This is a genomic window from Faecalibacterium gallinarum (genome assembly GCF_022180365.1).
GTDB classification, from domain to species: domain Bacteria; phylum Bacillota; class Clostridia; order Oscillospirales; family Ruminococcaceae; genus Faecalibacterium; species Faecalibacterium gallinarum.
The window spans coordinates 43538-58164 of sequence record NZ_BQKV01000106.1; the positions used below are offsets into that span (position 1 = coordinate 43538).

The following is a 14627-nucleotide window of genomic DNA, read 5'->3' on the forward strand; positions in this document are numbered from 1 at the left end:
CGCTTGCACAGGGCTAAAACAGGGTGTGGTCAAGCAAAAGAAAACAGCCCGGGAACTCGCGTTCCTAGGCTGTTTTTTACTGGTGGAGGCGATGGGAGTCGAACCCATGTCCGAAAAGAATTCAGCGTGAGTATCTCCGGGTGCAGGCGATCAACAACATTCCCGCCGCGTCACGCCGGTCGCCAGGCTAACGCATTGGTAGCTTCATGAGTTCATGACGGTCCGCAAAGCTTAGGTCCGTTCACGGGCTGTACCTAAAGGACGCCCCGGCCCCACACGGTACAGATGTGGGCGAGACGCGCAGCACTCAGGCTGCGAGCAACTGATAATTCTTGTTGTCAGTTATTGTTTTGGAGGATTTTAGAGCAGTTCCCCCGCTGCTACCCGCTGCTCAGGCCTCACTCTCCCCGTCGAAACCTTTACGCCCCCATGAAATGTGCGCATAGAGCGCACAGTGGGAAACTTTGGTTCGGCCGAAAGCGGCCTGCCCGGCTGTGAAGCCGGTTAATAGTATTGGCCGTTGGATTTAACGGCCCGGTCGATGGAGCGCTTGGCGTCCCGCTTGGCGGCGTCCGCCCGCTTATCGTAGAGCTTTTTGCCCTTGCAGAGGCCCAGCTCCAGCTTGACCCGCCCGTGCTTAAAGTAGAGGGACAGGGGGATCAGGGTGTAGCCCTGGAGCTTGCACTGCTGGCCCAGACGGCGGATCTCGCTCTTGTGGGCCAGGAGCCGCCGCTCCCGCCGGGGGTCTTCGTTGAAGATGTTGCCGTGGTCGTAGGGGGTAATGTGCATCCCCTTGACCCGAAGTTCCCCATCCTCGATGTCCACCCAGCTGTCTTTCAGGTTGACCCCGCCGGCCCGCAGGCTCTTGACCTCGGTGCCCTTGAGCTCGATGCCTGTTTCCAGCGCCTCGATCACAAAGTACTCGTGGCGCGCTTCCCGGTTGGTGGCAATGGTCTTGACCGCCGGGCGCGGATTGACTGGCGCCATTCTGCGCGCCTCCTTTCCCTGTGGGGTGTGGGCCGGGGGTCCGGCCCCCTGCTACCCCGATAGTATACCATTTTTTTGCGAAAGTGCAAGGCCGGGCCCTGTCGAAAGAGCCCAAAACGCAAAAAGTTTACAATTCGTCCCGGCCCGCCAGCGCCCGGTAAAGGGTGGTTTCATCGGTGTATTCCAGGCTGCTGCCCACCGGCAGACCATAGGCCAGCCGGGTGGTGCGGATGCCCAGGGGTTTGATCAGCTTGGCCAGGTACATGGCGGTGGCCTCGCCCTCCACGGTGGGGTTCATGGCCATGATGACCTCCTGGACGGTGCCGTCCTTCAGCCGGGCCAGAAGCTCCTTGACCGAGAGCTGCTCGGCCCCCACCCCGTCCATGGGGCTGATGAGGCCGTGGAGCACATGGTACATCCCGTGGTACTCCCGGGTGCGCTCAAAGGCCTGGACGTCCCGGGGTTTTTCCACCACGCAGATAACGCTCTTGTCCCGCTTGGCCCCGGCGCAGATGGGGCAGATCTCCTGCTCGGTAAAGTTCTGGCAGACCGGGCACCGGTGGAGCCGGGTGTGGGCGTCCTGGATGGCCTGGGCCAGGCTCTGGGCGTCCTCGTCCGACATGCTCAGCACCTGGTAGGCCATCCGGGTGGCGCCTTTGCGGCCGATCCCCGGGAACTTGGCGAATTCCTCGATGAGTTTCTCGAGGGGGGCAGCGTTGTTTGCCATCCTGTTTCGCCTCCCGGCCGGGTTACAGGCCCATGCCGGGCAGGTTCATCCCGCCGGTCAGTTTGCCCATCTCGGCGGCGGCGGTGTCGTCCACCTGCTTGACGGTGGCGTTGACGGCGGCGGCGATCAGGTCCTCCAGCATCTCGATGTCGTCGGGGTCCACGGCTTCGGGCTTGATGGTGATGCCCAGCACCTCGTGCTTGCCGTTCATCCGGACGGTGACCATCTCGCCCGAGGCGCTGCCGGTGTACTCGGCGGCTTCCAGCTCGGCCTGCTTGGCCTTCATGTCATCCTGCATCTTCTGGGCCTGACGGAGCAGGGCGTTCATATCGGGGCGGCCGAAGCCAGAGGGCATTCTTGCTTTCATGGTAGTGTTCTCCTTTTTATTTTGATCTTTTTATCGGCGGTCGGGGCGCTTTTCGCTGTCCTGGATGGTGACCTCCAGCCCCCGCTCGGCCAGGGCCTGGAGGGACTGTTCGGCGGTGGAACCGGCGGCCGCCTCGGCGGCGGCTTTGGGCTCGTAGGGGCCGATGGGCACCGCGATCCCCGCTGTCTTGAGGATCAGGGTTTTAATAAACCGGCGGCTCTCCTTGTTGCTGCGGATGAAATCTCGGAAGGTCTTTCCCCCGTCGATCAGCACCCGGGTACCGTCGAAATAGGCTTTGGACTTTTTGAGATAGCTGTAGAGAAGCGGGTCGGCGTCCTGCATCTTGCGGACCACCTCGGCCCAGGGGCCGAAGGGTTCCGGCGCGTCGGCTGTCCCCGCGGGGGTGGCCGGGGCGGGCTGGGCCTGGGCCGCCGGGGCGGCAGGGGCCTCTTCCACTGGGGCAGGCTCGCTGACGGCCGGGGCCTCGGGAGCCATCTGGGGGGCGGGGGCCTCCCAGTGCGGGGCGTCCTGCCCGGCCAGAGGGGCGGTATCCGGTTCGGTCACCGGGGCCGCTTGGACCGGCTGGGCCGGGGGTTCTGCCACGGACTGGGCTTGGACCGGCTGGGGCTGCACCGGCGCCGAAGCGAAGGGCCGGGCCGCCGGAGCAGAGGCAAAGGGCCGGGCGGCAGTCTGTGCGGCCGGGGCGGTCTGGGCCGCCGGGGCGTACACCACCGGCTGGGCGGCGGCCGCCTGGGGCGGGTCGGCCAGGGCCAGCAGGGCCAATTCCAGCTCGATCCGCTGGTCGCTGCCCCGGGCCATGTGTTCCAGAGCGCCGCCCAGGGCCCGGATGGCCCGGATGGGCTCCTGCCGGGGCAGGGCGGCGGCTTTTTCAAGGTAACGGGCTTCTTCCTCGGGGGAGACGCCCGCCAAGAGCCCCTGGCCCCCGGGCAGGGCGGCCAGCATCAGGCAGCGGTAGTGGGAGATCAGCTCCTCGGTGAGACGCTTGACGTCCACCGACTGCTGACGCAGGGCGGCCAGCTCGGCCAGGGCCTCGCTCCCCTGCCCCGCTGCCAGGGCGTCCGAGATCCGGAAGAGATAGCTCCGGTCGGTGACCCCCGCCATCCGGCGGACGAGGTCTGCGTCAATCTTGGCGCTGACGCCGGCGCAGGTGTCCAGGATCGAGAGGGCGTCCCGCAAAGCGCCGTCGGCCAGCCGGGCGATGAGGGCCGCCCCGTCGTCCGACAGTTCCAGCCCCTCCTGGCCGGCGATGTAGCTCACCCGCCCGGCGATGTCCTCCGGCTCGATCCGGGTGAAGTCGTACCGCTGGCAGCGGGAGAGGATGGTGGCGGGCACCTTCTGGATCTCGGTGGTGGCCAGGATAAAGATCACATGGGCGGGGGGCTCTTCCAGGGTCTTGAGCAGCGCATTGAAGGCCGCTGTGGACAGCATGTGCACCTCGTCGATGATGTATACCTTATAGTTGCAGGCGCTGGGGGTGTAGGCCGTCTCGTCCCGCAGATCGCGGATATCGTCCACGCCGTTGTTGGAGGCGGCGTCCATCTCCACCACGTCCAGGATGCTGCCGTTGTCGATGCCCCGGCAGGCCTCGCACTCGCCGCAGGGGTCGCCCCCCACGGGGTGCAGGCAGTTGACCGCCTTGGCGAAAATCTTGGCGCAGGTGGTCTTGCCGGTGCCCCGGACGCCGGTGAACAGATAGGCATGGCCCACCCGCCCGGCGGCCACCTGGTTTTTCAGCGCCGCCACGACGGCCCGCTGGCCCACCACGTCCTCGAACCGCTGGGGCCGCCATTTGCGATAGAGCGCACGGTACATCCGCCCGCCTCCTCTCCCGGAAAGATGACAGAAAATAAAAAATCGGGCAGCGCTGCGGGGTTGACCCCCGCCTTGCGTAACTCGGCATACGGATGCAGGCTGACTGAAACGCACCGGGCACACCACTTAAGGCTGCTTGGTTCCCCACCTGACCTGGTTCGCAGAGGCCCCGTCGTACAGGACCCGCATCCGTATGCCGAACCACGCAGCAAGGCGCTGTCCGACAGATAACACAAGAGCGTCGCGCTCTGTGCTTTTAGTATAGTACCATATTCCGGGGGAAAATGCAAGGGGATTTATACTCCCGCCCTCCCACCCATCTAATGTGTCCCCCCTGCCGCTGCGCGGCATCCCCCCTCCGGGGGGAACTGGCCGAAAACCGCTGCTCCTGGGGCCGCCGCCCGGATTTGCCCAGCAACAACGCCGAAGCGCCGCCAGTGGCGGAAACAGCAAGGCGTTGTTGGCGCCGCGCTCCAATATTTGCAAGGGCGCAAGTCCCGCCGCAAATATTGGTTCAGCGCAAGAGATCCGGCCCCGCCAAGGCGGCCCTTCTCTTGCGCTGAGCTGGTTTTTCCTGCGCGGCAGATACCGCTTGAAAAAAACAGACCGCGTGGCAACAACAGCTCCCTGTTTCGCCCACTGGGCGCGGTCGGCTCCGCAGCGGCGCTTCGGCGGCGTTGCCCGCCCATTTAATGCCCCCTGTTTTTTCACGTTAAGCTGTCGCGGCGCGGGCGTAATGGCCCCCACACAAGCTAGGGCGCGGATGAATCCCTCAGTTTCCCCAGCCAGCAGACCACCAGGCAGCAGCCCAAAAACGCCAGGGCCGCGCAGTCGGGGGGCACCCGCCGCAGGGGCACCACCTGGGGCGGCAGGGTGCTGAACACATCCGCCGCGCCCCCGGGCAGGAACAGCCGGAACAGCCCCAACGACAGGGGCAGATGGAGCAGCCGGGCGGCCAGCAAGGGCCGGAAGGAAATCTCCTTTGGGCAGAGGGTGCGGATCTGCAAGAGGACCGACGCCCCTTGGACGCTCAGGGCCGCGCAGCAGAGCCAGGCCGCCCACCGCCCCGACCGGGCGGCCAGATCGCAGCCCGAACAGACCTCCAAAACCATGGCCAGGACGGTGGCCGCCCCGCCGGGCAAGAGCGCCCCCAGCCCCGCCGCCAAAAACCGGAAGTAGAGCACGAAACCGCAGAGTTTCAGATAGGCCACCGCCGCATTAGCGATGACCTGGTCGATCCCCCCAGCCTCCCCCGGGGCGGGGCGGGTTGGCCGTTCCACCGCCGGGGAGGACACCCGCCGCCCCAGCCGAAGCAGAAAGGCCGCCAGATACCCCGCCAGCACCTGGGCCAGGAAGAGCCGCACCCCCAGTTCGGCGCTCCCCAGCATCTCCCCGCCCACCGTCAGGACCACAAAGGAGGGGCCCGAGCAGATGCAGGCGGGCAGCAGGGCGGCGGCCTCGCCGGGGGTCAGCTCCCCCGCCCGGACGGCCTCGGCGGCGGCGTTGGCGGCGGGGGCAAAGCCCCCCACCAATCCCATCAAAAGCACACCCCCTGCCGCCCGGGCCCGCACCCCGCAGAGCCGGGCCGCCGGGGTCAGGAACGCCCCCAGCACCCCCGCCGCCCCCGAGCGGACCAGGAGCACCGACACAATTAAATAAGGGAAAAGGGACACCAGCAGCCCCCCGCCGCAGAGGGCCAGCCCCTCGGCCAGGGCCTCGGCGCAGGCCTCCGGCGCCGCAAAGGGCAAAACCCCCGTCAAAACCGCCGCCAAGGCCAAGCCCCACCGCCCCAATTTGTTCGCACGACTCATAACCACGCCCCCCGGTTTATATATATGTAGCGGCCCGCAACTTCTTGCGCAGCCGTTATGGGAGGGAAAAAGGTGTCGAAACATCGCAAAAAGCGCACAACACCGGGCGGCTGGCTCAAGCTCTTGTTCCGGCAGCCTCCCGCCGGGCTGTACCTTCAGCCCTCGATCTACATCAGCGGCGCACAGATGGAGATCGAGCATTTTCGGCGGGTCCGCGCCTACGACGAAACCAAGCTCTGCCTCGAGATGGGGCGGGGGCTGTTCACCGTCTACGGCGACGGGATGCAGATTCTGACCCTGGCCGCCCACCGGATCACCCTGCGGGGGCGGTTTTTGCGGACGGATTTTTCGGAGGAATAAGGAATGGATGCGGTAGAACTCTGGGCGGCCGTCCAGCTGACGGCCCTGGGCGGCGACACCGAGGGGCTATTGGGGGCCGCCGCGGCGGCGGGGCTCCACCTGCGGCAGATCGAGCCCCTGCCGGGGGGCTTTGCGGCCCGGTGCGCCGCCTGGCACTACCTCCCCCTGGCGGGGCTGGCCCGCCGGCGGCGGGTGCGGCTGCGGGTGACCCGGCGGCGGGGGCTCTGGTTCCGGCTGCGGCCCCTGGCCCGCCGGGCGGGGCTCTGGGTGGGGCTGGCGGTCTTTCTGCCCCTGTTGCTCTGGGCCCGGGGTCTGGTTTGGGCGGTGGAATACCCCGGCATGACCCCCGGCCAGGAGGCCCGGGCCGCCGCCGCCCTGCGGACGGTGGGGCTGGAACCCGGGGCCCAGGTGACCCAGGCCCTCCTCACCGCCGGGGAATACGCCCTCCTGGAGGGCGGGGAATTCGCCTGGGCCAGCGTCAACTTTTTCGGCGGGCGGCTGACGGTGGAGGCCGCCCCGGCCCGCGACGCCCCCGAGATCTTCTCGGGGAACTTGCAGGGGCTGAAAGCCAGCGCCGCCGGGGTGGTGACCGAAATCAACCTGAAAAGCGGCACCCCTCTGGTCACGCCGGGGGCCACGGTGGCCGAGGGCCAGACCCTCATCGGCACCTCCCGCACCGAGCGGGACGGCACACTGATCTACCAGCCCGCGGCGGGGAGCGTCCTGGCCCGGTTCGAGTGGTCCGCCGCCCACACCCAACCCCTGGACAGCCAGTCCCCCGCCCTCACCGGCGAGGCCGACACCCGGCGGGTGATCCGCTGGGCCGGGCGGGAGCTGGTACTGCCCTTCGGGCCGGGGGAGGATTCCGGGGAGCTCGCCATCACCCGGCACATCCAGCCGGATTTATGGGGGCTGCCCCTCCCCTTTTCGGTGGAGGAGACCACCTATTATCAGCAGCAGCCCGCCGAGCTCCGGTACTCCGACGAGACGGCCCTGGCCCTGGCGCGGCTGGCCTGCCTCCAGGCCCTCGAGGAGGAATACCCCGACGCCCAGCTGGTGGCCCAGCGGGAGAATGTCCAGCGGACAGCGGACGCGGTCCACTACGACGTTGTCTACACCGTGATCGCCGACATCGCCCGCTGAGCCAAAAAAGACTGCCGCCCCCGGCAAAGGGGATGGCAGTCTTTTTTGGTTATGTAATGGTTATTCCGCGGGCTGGGCCTCGGCGTCCAGCTGGGCCAGAAGGTCGTTCAGGTCGTAGGTATATTTGGCGTGGCAGAAGTGGCAGACCACCTCGCAGGAAGGGTCCTCGTCCCGCATCTTTTCCAGCTCCTTGCGGCCGAGACTCATGAGCATCTCCCGGGTGCGCTCCTCGCTGCAATCGCACTGGTAGGCCACGGTGCGGCGGTCCAGCACCTCCGGCTCGAAGCCCGCCAGCACCCGCTCCATGATCTGCTGGGGGGTCTGGCCCGCCTGCATCATCTCGGTGACCGAGGGAATCCCCGCGATGTTCTGTTCCAGCCGGGCAATGTCCGCCTCAGCCGCGCCGGGCAGAAGCTGGACCAGATACCCCCCCGCGCAGAGGATGGAGAGGTCCTTATCCACCAGCACCCCCAGGGCGCAGACGGTGGGGATCTGCTCGCTGTAGGCATAGTAGCTGGTCAGGTCCTCGGCCACCTCCCCCGAGACCAGGGGCACCTGGCCCACGGTGGGCTCCTTCTGGAGGGTGTTGTCCCGGATGACGGTCAGCACGCCGTCACAGCCCAGGGCCCCGCCCACGTCCAGGTGACCGTCCGCCCGGGGAGGCAGCTCCACCAGGGGGTGGTCGATGCAGCCCTTGACGTTGCCGGTGCCGTCGGTGCAGGCGATGGCCACCCCCGCCGGGCCCCCGCCGCTCACCCGCAGGGTGACTTTGTCCCGGGTGTCCTTGAGCATGGCGCCCATGAGGGACGCCCCGGTCAGAAGCCGGCCCAGGGCCGCCGAACAGGTGGCGCTGGTTTTATGCAGCTGCTCGGCGGTGCGGACGATATCGGTGGAATCCACCCCGCAGAAAACCACTGCCCCGTTGTGGGACAGGCCGCGAATCAGTTCTGCCATTTATTGTTCCTCCCGTTGTGTGTAGTTTTTGACGGCGCAGAAGAAATACCGCTCGCTCTCCTCGGTCAGGGGGCCGAAGCTCTCGCCGTCGCAGACCGATTCCAGGGTGAAACCGTTCTTTTCCAGAGCGGCGGTGATCTCCGCGAGGGTATAGGTGTACTCGAAGAATTCCTCGTGGAAATGCTCGCCGGTCTCCTGATAGTCGATGTCCACCGTAATGGTCACCCGGCGGGCGTCGGGGTCGTAGTGGTTCCGCCAGACGCAGCGGGCGTCCTCCTCCTCGAAGGTAAAGACGTTCTCCCCCAGCACCGCCTGGTGCTTATAGGGGGTGTTCATATCGAAGAGGAACACCCCGCCCTTTTCCATGAAAAAGGCGGCGTTGGCGATGGCCTTGTCCAGGTCGGGGATGTGGTTGAGGGTGTCGAAGGTGGACACCGCCCCCCGGATGGTGCCGTAGAGGTCCAGGGCGCAGAGGTCCTGCTGCAAGAGCAGCAGCCCCCCGGAGAGCCCCAGCTGTTCGGCTTTGTCCCGCACCACGCAGAGCATCTCCTCCGACTGGTCGATGCCGATCATGTCGTAGCCCGCCTGGGCCAGCATGAGGGTCAATTCGCCGGTGCCGCAGCCCAGATCCGCCAGGATGCCGCTGGATATGCCGTGGGCGTCCAGCCGGGCCTTCACCTGGGCGTAGAGGGCCTCGTAGTCGGCCTCGCCGTTGAACTCGTCGTAAAAATAAGCGAACTCGTTGTAGGCCATCCCCTGCTCACTCCCCGTCCGTCCCGGCCGAGGCGGCCTCTTCCAAAAGGGCCTGCAATGCGGGCACGCCATAGCCGTTCTCGGCGCTGGTCAGCACCACGGCCTGGCAGCCGTAGGGGCGGCAGAGCGCCTCGAACTCGGCCTGGGTGGCGGCCAGCTGGCTCTTTTTCAGCTTATCGGCCTTGGTCAGGGCCACCACAAAGGGGATGTCATGGTAGTGCAGGTATTTGAGCATCTGCAAGTCGTCGGCGCTGGGGGCGTGGCGGCAGTCCAGCAGCTGGACCAGCAGGGTGCAGCGGTGCTTGGCGGCAAAATAGCTGTTGATCAGCTCGTCCCACCGCTGGCGGTCGGCGTTGGACACCTTGGCGTAGCCGTAGCCCGGCAGATCCACAAAATAGCAGCCGTCCACGCTGTAAAAGTTGATGGTGGCCGTCTTACCCGGGGTGGCCGACACCCGGGCCAGGTTCTTGCGGTTGCACAGCTTGTTGATGATGCTGGATTTGCCCACGTTGGACCGGCCCGAGAAGCTGATCTCGGGGCGATCGGCCTCGGGCAGCTGGCTCGAGATGCCGTAGCTGGCCAGAAACTCTGCCTTGTTGTAGTTCATGCTCTCTCCTTTGGTTTGTGGGGGTGTGTCTCAGCAGAAAGCGCCGGGCCGGGCGCCCGACTCCGCCGGGACCGGGGCGGCGGGCCGCTTTTTGGCCTTGGGGCGGGGGCGGCGGGCCGGGGCGGCGCCGGGGGCCGAGAGGGCGGTGCGGAGCACCTGTTCCAGGTTGGAGACCGGCACAAACTCCAGATTCTCCTTCACCTCGTCGTCCACCTCGTAGAGGTCGCTCTCGTTGTCCTTGGGCATGAGGACGATCTTCATCCCCTCCCGGTAGGCGGCCATGCTCTTCTCCCGCAGGCCGCCGATGGCCAGCACGTTGCCGTGGAGGGTGATCTCGCCGGTCATGGCCACATCCCCCCGGACCGGGCGGCCGGACAGGCAGGAGATCAGGGCGGTGGTCAGGGTGACGCCCGCCGAGGGGCCGTCCTTGGGCACAGCGCCCTCGGGAGCGTGGATGTGCAGGTCGCATTTTTTCAGCTTTTCGGGGTCGATGCCGTACTCGGCGGCGTGGACCCGGGCGTAGGTGACCGCCAGCTGGGCGCTCTCCTTCATCACGTCGCCCAGAGAACCGGTGACGGTGATCTTGCCCGCGCCGTCCTCGATGGCCTGTACTTCAATGGGCAGGGTCTCGCCGCCCACACTGGTCCAGGCCAGGCCGTTGGCGATGCCCACCGCGCCGGTCCGGTTGAGGAACTCGGGCTTGACCCGGCGGGGGCCCAGCAGCTCTTCCAGCATGGAGCCGTTGACCGAGACTTCCTCGACTTCGCCGGCGGCGATCTTCCGGGCGCACTTGCGCAATACGCTGGTGATGGTGCGTTCCAGGCTGCGGACGCCCGCCTCCCGGGTGTAGCCGTCGATGAGGCCGTAGAGGGCCGACTGGCTCAGGGTCACCCGGCCGGTGAGGCCGCAGGCTTTCAGCTGCTTCGGCAGCAGGTGCTTGCGGGCGATGTTGTACTTTTCCACCCGGGTATAGCTGGGCAGCTCGATGATATCCATACGATCCCGCAGCGGGCCGGGGATGCCCCCCAGGTCGTTGGCGGTGGTGATAAAGAGCACGTGGCTCAGATCATACGGGATATCCAGGAAGTGATCTTTAAAGGTGTTGTTCTGCTCGGGGTCCAGCGCCTCCAGCAGGGCGGCGGCCGGGTCGCCCCGGAAATCCCCCGCCAGCTTGTCGATCTCGTCCAGCAGCATCAGGGGGTTCTGGCTCTTGGCGGAGATCATGGCGCTGATGATCTTGCCCGGCATGGCGCCGATGTAGGTCCGCCGGTGGCCCCGAATCTCGGCCTCGTCCCGGACGCCGCCCAGGCTCAGCCGGACGTACTTCCGGTTCAGGCACTCGGCAATGGACCGGGCGATGCTGGTCTTGCCCACGCCCGGGGGGCCCACCAGGCAGATGATCTGGGCCTTCATATCGGGGGCCAGCTTCCGGACGGCCAACAGCTCGAGAATCCGGTCCTTGACCTTCTTCAGGCCGTAGTGGTCCCGATCCAGGATCTGGGCGGCCCGGTTGATCTCCAGGTTATCGGTGGTGAAGGTGTTCCAGGGCAGGTCGAGGCAGGTATCCAGATAAGTACGGATGACGGTGGCCTCCTGGTTCGAGCCCTGCATCTTGGACAGGCGGTCCACTTCTTTCAGGAGTTTCGCCTCGCTGTCGGCTTCCAGGTGGAGCTCCTCGATCCGGCGGCGGTAGTTGTCCGCCTCGGCGTGGGTGTCGTCCCCCTCCCCCAGCTCGTCGGAGATGATGTGGAGCTGCTCGTGGAGATAGTAGTCCCGCTGGTTTTTGTCCATGGACTCGTTGACCTTGTCGGCGATCTCCTTCTCGATCCGCATCACCTGGCACTCCCGGTGGAGCATCTCCAAAAGCCGGTTCAGACGGCCCACCAGGGTGTTCTCGTTCATCACCGACTGTTTGTCCTGGTAGCGGAACAAGAGGTTTGCGGGGATGTACTCGCTGAGGAACGCGGGGTCGCTGGAGGACATGATGGCAAAGACCACGTCCTTCGCCAGCCGCGGATTCATGGCGAGATACTCGTCAAACCCGGCTTTCAGGCTGCGGAGCAGGGCGTCCACCTCCAGGGCCTGTTCCCCCTTGGGGGCCTGGACCGGCGCGGGGCGGACGGTGGAAAGATAAAACTTGCCGCTGGTGTCCAGCCCGGTGAGTTTGGCGCGGTATTTGCCCTCCACCAGGACCTTCACCAGCTCGTCGGACACCCGCAGCACCTGTTTGATCTCGGCCACCACGCCGTAGGCGTAGAGGTCCTCCTGCTGGGGGGTGTCGGTGTCCATCTCCTTCTGGGTGACGAGAAAGACGTTGGAATTATTGGCCATCGCCCACTCCACGGCGGCGACGCTCTTCTCGCGCCCCACCTCGAAGTGAACGAGATTGTTCGGAAAAACCACCAGCCCCCGCAGGGCGATGGCGGGCAGGTGCAGCTCGTGGCGCTCCACCTTAACAGTAACTTTTTCAGACATTCTGTGAACCTCCCGGCCGACGTGCCCAAAGGGGTTTGGGCATGCGGCTCTCTGTAATTATATCGGGTTCGGGCGGCGGTTGCAACTGCTTTTGGCAGGAAATTGCCCCCCGGGTCAGCGGGCGCTTATTGGCGGCGCTCCCGGTCGGAGAGGCCCAGCCGCCCTAGGGCGGGCAGCAGGGCCCGCAGGGTGATGGAGGTGAGGGCGCCCATCACCAGCCCCAGCACCAGCATCACCGGCGCATAGTAGAGGGACATGGCGGAAGAGAGAATCACGCTGGCCCCCAGCAGCTGGCCCACGTTGTGGGCCAGGGCCCCGGACACCGACAGGATGAACCAGGTGGGCCGCACCGGCAACAAATCATAGAGCACCCACATCACCAAGAGGGACAAAAGCCCCCCGCAGAGGGAGAGGAAGCCCGCCGTCGGCCCCGACACCAAAAAGACGAAGAGGGCCTTGAGCAGATCGAGAAAGAGGGCCTGTTTCGCCCCCATGAAAAAGAGGGCGTACATCACCACAATATTCGCCAGCCCCAGCTTCATGCCGGGCAAAAGCCCCGGCAAAGTCAGCGTCCCCTCCAAAAAGGAGAGGGCCATGGCCAGGGCGAAGAGCAGCCCCGACAGGGCGATCTGTTTTGTCTTGCGGTCGGTGTGTTTCTGCATGGTATAACCTCCCTTAGCCCTCGGCGGCCTCGGCCCCCAGGGACTGCTCATACTGGTCCTGGGCCTCCACGGCGGCCTCCCAGGCGGCGAACAGCTCCTCCTGGTGGAACCGCAGATCCTCCAGCTCGTCGCTCTTTTCCCGCAAAAGGCGGGGGTCGTTGTAGACCTCGGGGGAGTTGATCTCGTTTTCCAGCTCCACTTCCCGGGCGCCGCAGGCCTCCATCTCGTCCTCACAGGCCTTGATCTTGGCCCGCAGCTCGGCCCGGCGGCGGCGCTGCTCCTTGCCGTAGCCCGCTTTGGGGGCCTCGGGGGCCTTCTCGGCGGCCCGGTCGGCCCCGGCGTCCCGGCCCATCAGGGCGTCGTAGCTGGGGTAGATCACCGCTTTGCCGTCCTCGAGGTAGAGGATCGGGCAGGCGAGGCTGTTCATCAGGTGGCGGTCGTGGGTCACCAGCAGCAGGGTGCCGGTGTAGGCCGCCAGCGCCTCGGTGAGAGTCTCCCGGGTGTAAATATCCAGATGGTTTGTGGGCTCGTCCAAAAAGAGCAGGTTGGGCCGCTCGAGCAAAATCTCCGCGAACCGCAGCCGGGCCAGCTCGCCGCCCGAGAGGGCGTCGCAGGACTTAAAGACCGACTCGCCCCGGAAGCCCAGTTTCGCCAGATGGCTGCGGACTTCCAGCTCGGTCATCCGGGGGTATTTGTTCCAGAGGGCGTCGATCACCCGGCCCTCCCCTGCCCGGCTCTGCTGCTGGACAAAGATGCTGGGCCGCGCCCCGGTGCCGAGGCGGACCATCCCGCCGGAGGGGCGGCGCTTGCCGTCCAGCACCTGCATCAGGGTGGATTTGCCCGCGCCGTTGGGCCCGGCGATGATCAGCCGCTGGCCCCGGCAGACGGTGTAGCTGAAGGGGGCCAAAAGCTCCCGTGTGCCCAGCCGGATGGAGAGGTTTTTCATGATGACCAGCTCGTTCCAGGGCTCCACGTCGTACTCAAACCGGAGCTTGATTTTGTTGGTCTCGTCCACCGGGGCCTCGGTGATCTCCAGCTTTTCCAGCTGTTTGCGGCGGCTCTGGGCCATCTTGGTGGTGGAGGCCCGGACCAGGTTCCGGTCGATGTAATCCTGGAGCTTTTCGGCCAGGGCCACGTCGGCGTCGTGCTGCTTCTGGCGTAAAGCGTCGGCGGCCTCCTTCTGGGGCAGATAGGCCGAGAAGTTGCCCTTATAGGTGGTCAGGGTGCAGCCCGCCACCTCCCAGATCTTGGTGCAGACGTTGTCCAGGAAATAGCGGTCGTGGCTGACCACCAGCACCGCGCCCTTATACTCCTTGAGGTAATTTTCCAGCCACTCCATGGTGACGAAATCCAGGTGGTTGGTGGGCTCGTCGAGGATCAGCACATCCGGCTTTTCCAAAAGAAGTTTCGCCAGCCGCAGGCGGGTCAATTCGCCGCCGGACAAAACCCCCACCGGCTTTTCCCAGCTGTCCTGGGGAAAGCCCATGCCGCTGAGGATCTTTTTGATGTTGACGTCCATGTTGTAGCCGTCGGCGGCGTCGATGACGCTCTGGAGGGCGGCGTGCTCCTCCAAAAGGGCCGGGTCCTCGGGGGCGGCGGCCATCTTCCGCTCGAGTACCTGCATCCGGGCCATGGCGTCCAGCACCGGCGCAAAAGAGGAGCGCATCTCGCCGTAGACGTCCCGGCTCCGGTCGGGGGCGGCGTTCTGTTCCAGGTACCCCAGGGTGACCCCGTGGGTGATGTTGAATTCGCCGCTGTAATCCGCATATTCACCGGTCAGAATCCGCAAAAGGGTGGTTTTGCCCGCCCCGTTCTGGCCCACGATGCCGATGCGGTCCCCCCGCTCCACGGCGGCGGTGACCTTTTCCAGCACCACCTTTTCGCCGAAGGATTTTCCAATCTGTTCCAAATAAATCAGCATACTAACTTTTCCACCTCAAACTCCCGC

13 protein-coding genes and 2 other RNA genes are annotated in these 14627 nt (G+C 65.9%); 2 read left to right on the plus strand and 13 right to left on the minus strand.

From position 1 onward, the window contains the following. Positions 1-80 precede the first annotated feature (80 nt). The 7 genes from ssrA to JCM17207_RS12525 all read right to left on the minus strand — a co-directional run bounded on the left by ssrA (position 81) and on the right by JCM17207_RS12525 (position 5725). Positions 81-429, minus strand: a transfer-messenger RNA (tmRNA) gene (ssrA, locus tag JCM17207_RS12495). A 75-nt stretch (positions 430-504) separates the two neighbouring features. Beyond that, positions 505-987, minus strand: coding sequence for an SsrA-binding protein SmpB (gene smpB / locus JCM17207_RS12500; protein WP_238317958.1), 483 nt, complete (start codon positions 985-987; stop codon positions 505-507). 127 nt (positions 988-1114) lie between these two features. After that, positions 1115-1714, minus strand: a complete 600-nt coding sequence (recR, locus tag JCM17207_RS12505) for a recombination mediator RecR (RefSeq protein WP_238317959.1) — start codon at positions 1712-1714, stop codon at positions 1115-1117. 22 nt (positions 1715-1736) lie between these two features. Next, positions 1737-2081 (minus strand): YbaB/EbfC family nucleoid-associated protein, encoded by a 345-nt coding sequence (locus tag JCM17207_RS12510; protein ID WP_238317960.1) that lies wholly within the window; start codon positions 2079-2081, stop codon positions 1737-1739. A gap of 30 nt (positions 2082-2111) precedes the next feature. After that, entirely contained in the window at positions 2112-3914 is a 1803-nt protein-coding gene (gene dnaX, locus JCM17207_RS12515) for a DNA polymerase III subunit gamma/tau (protein ID WP_238317961.1), read from the minus strand. Positions 3915-4003: 89 nt separating this feature from the next. After that, positions 4004-4103: signal recognition particle sRNA small type (gene ffs / locus JCM17207_RS12520), an RNA gene on the minus strand. A 563-nt stretch (positions 4104-4666) separates the two neighbouring features. Then, on the minus strand, positions 4667-5725 hold the full coding sequence (locus JCM17207_RS12525; RefSeq protein WP_238317962.1) for a hypothetical protein: 1059 nt from the start codon (positions 5723-5725) through the stop codon (positions 4667-4669). A gap of 72 nt (positions 5726-5797) precedes the next feature. Here JCM17207_RS12525 and JCM17207_RS12530 point away from each other — a divergent pair, with 72 nt between their 5' ends. Together JCM17207_RS12530 and JCM17207_RS12535 are read left to right on the plus strand one after the other, a co-directional pair. Then, positions 5798-6085 (plus strand): YabP/YqfC family sporulation protein, encoded by a 288-nt coding sequence (locus JCM17207_RS12530; RefSeq protein WP_238317963.1) that lies wholly within the window; start codon positions 5798-5800, stop codon positions 6083-6085. 3 nt (positions 6086-6088) lie between these two features. Then, positions 6089-7228, plus strand: a complete 1140-nt coding sequence (locus JCM17207_RS12535; RefSeq protein WP_238317964.1) for a sporulation protein YqfD — start codon at positions 6089-6091, stop codon at positions 7226-7228. A 60-nt stretch (positions 7229-7288) separates the two neighbouring features. Here JCM17207_RS12535 and hslO read toward each other — a convergent pair whose 3' ends face one another. The 6 genes from hslO to JCM17207_RS12565 form a co-directional block, all read right to left on the minus strand. After that, positions 7289-8182, minus strand: a complete 894-nt coding sequence (gene hslO / locus JCM17207_RS12540; protein ID WP_238317965.1) for an Hsp33 family molecular chaperone HslO — start codon at positions 8180-8182, stop codon at positions 7289-7291. After that, on the minus strand, positions 8183-8935 hold the full coding sequence (locus tag JCM17207_RS12545; protein WP_238317966.1) for a class I SAM-dependent DNA methyltransferase: 753 nt from the start codon (positions 8933-8935) through the stop codon (positions 8183-8185). Positions 8936-8942: 7 nt separating this feature from the next. Beyond that, positions 8943-9542 carry a ribosome biogenesis GTP-binding protein YihA/YsxC gene (gene yihA, locus JCM17207_RS12550; protein ID WP_238317967.1) on the minus strand — a complete coding sequence of 200 codons (600 nt, stop codon included), beginning with the start codon at positions 9540-9542 and terminating at the stop codon, positions 8943-8945. A 30-nt stretch (positions 9543-9572) separates the two neighbouring features. Then, the gene (gene lon, locus JCM17207_RS12555; protein ID WP_238317968.1) at positions 9573-12017 is read right to left on the minus strand and encodes an endopeptidase La; all 2445 of its coding nucleotides are present in this window, start codon (positions 12015-12017) and stop codon (positions 9573-9575) included. 125 nt (positions 12018-12142) lie between these two features. After that, complete coding sequence (locus JCM17207_RS12560) at positions 12143-12679, minus strand: Gx transporter family protein (protein ID WP_238317969.1); 537 nt, start codon at positions 12677-12679, stop codon at positions 12143-12145. 13 nt (positions 12680-12692) lie between these two features. Next, complete coding sequence (locus JCM17207_RS12565) at positions 12693-14600, minus strand: ABC-F family ATP-binding cassette domain-containing protein (protein WP_238317970.1); 1908 nt, start codon at positions 14598-14600, stop codon at positions 12693-12695. Between the last annotated feature and the right edge of the window lie 27 nt (positions 14601-14627).

Coding starts and splice junctions, on each gene's coding strand:
- smpB (WP_238317958.1), bottom strand. CDS start 987: ATGGCGCCAGTCAATCCGCGCCCGGCGGTCAAGACCATTGCCACCAAC.
- recR (WP_238317959.1), bottom strand. CDS start 1,714: ATGGCAAACAACGCTGCCCCCCTCGAGAAACTCATCGAGGAATTCGCC.
- JCM17207_RS12510 (WP_238317960.1), bottom strand. CDS start 2,081: ATGAAAGCAAGAATGCCCTCTGGCTTCGGCCGCCCCGATATGAACGCC.
- dnaX (WP_238317961.1), bottom strand. CDS start 3,914: ATGTACCGTGCGCTCTATCGCAAATGGCGGCCCCAGCGGTTCGAGGAC.
- JCM17207_RS12525 (WP_238317962.1), bottom strand. CDS start 5,725: ATGAGTCGTGCGAACAAATTGGGGCGGTGGGGCTTGGCCTTGGCGGCG.
- JCM17207_RS12535 (WP_238317964.1), top strand. CDS start 6,089: ATGGATGCGGTAGAACTCTGGGCGGCCGTCCAGCTGACGGCCCTGGGC.
- hslO (WP_238317965.1), bottom strand. CDS start 8,182: ATGGCAGAACTGATTCGCGGCCTGTCCCACAACGGGGCAGTGGTTTTC.
- JCM17207_RS12545 (WP_238317966.1), bottom strand. CDS start 8,935: ATGGCCTACAACGAGTTCGCTTATTTTTACGACGAGTTCAACGGCGAG.
- yihA (WP_238317967.1), bottom strand. CDS start 9,542: ATGAACTACAACAAGGCAGAGTTTCTGGCCAGCTACGGCATCTCGAGC.
- lon (WP_238317968.1), bottom strand. CDS start 12,017: ATGTCTGAAAAAGTTACTGTTAAGGTGGAGCGCCACGAGCTGCACCTG.
- JCM17207_RS12560 (WP_238317969.1), bottom strand. CDS start 12,679: ATGCAGAAACACACCGACCGCAAGACAAAACAGATCGCCCTGTCGGGG.
- JCM17207_RS12565 (WP_238317970.1), bottom strand. CDS start 14,600: ATGCTGATTTATTTGGAACAGATTGGAAAATCCTTCGGCGAAAAGGTG.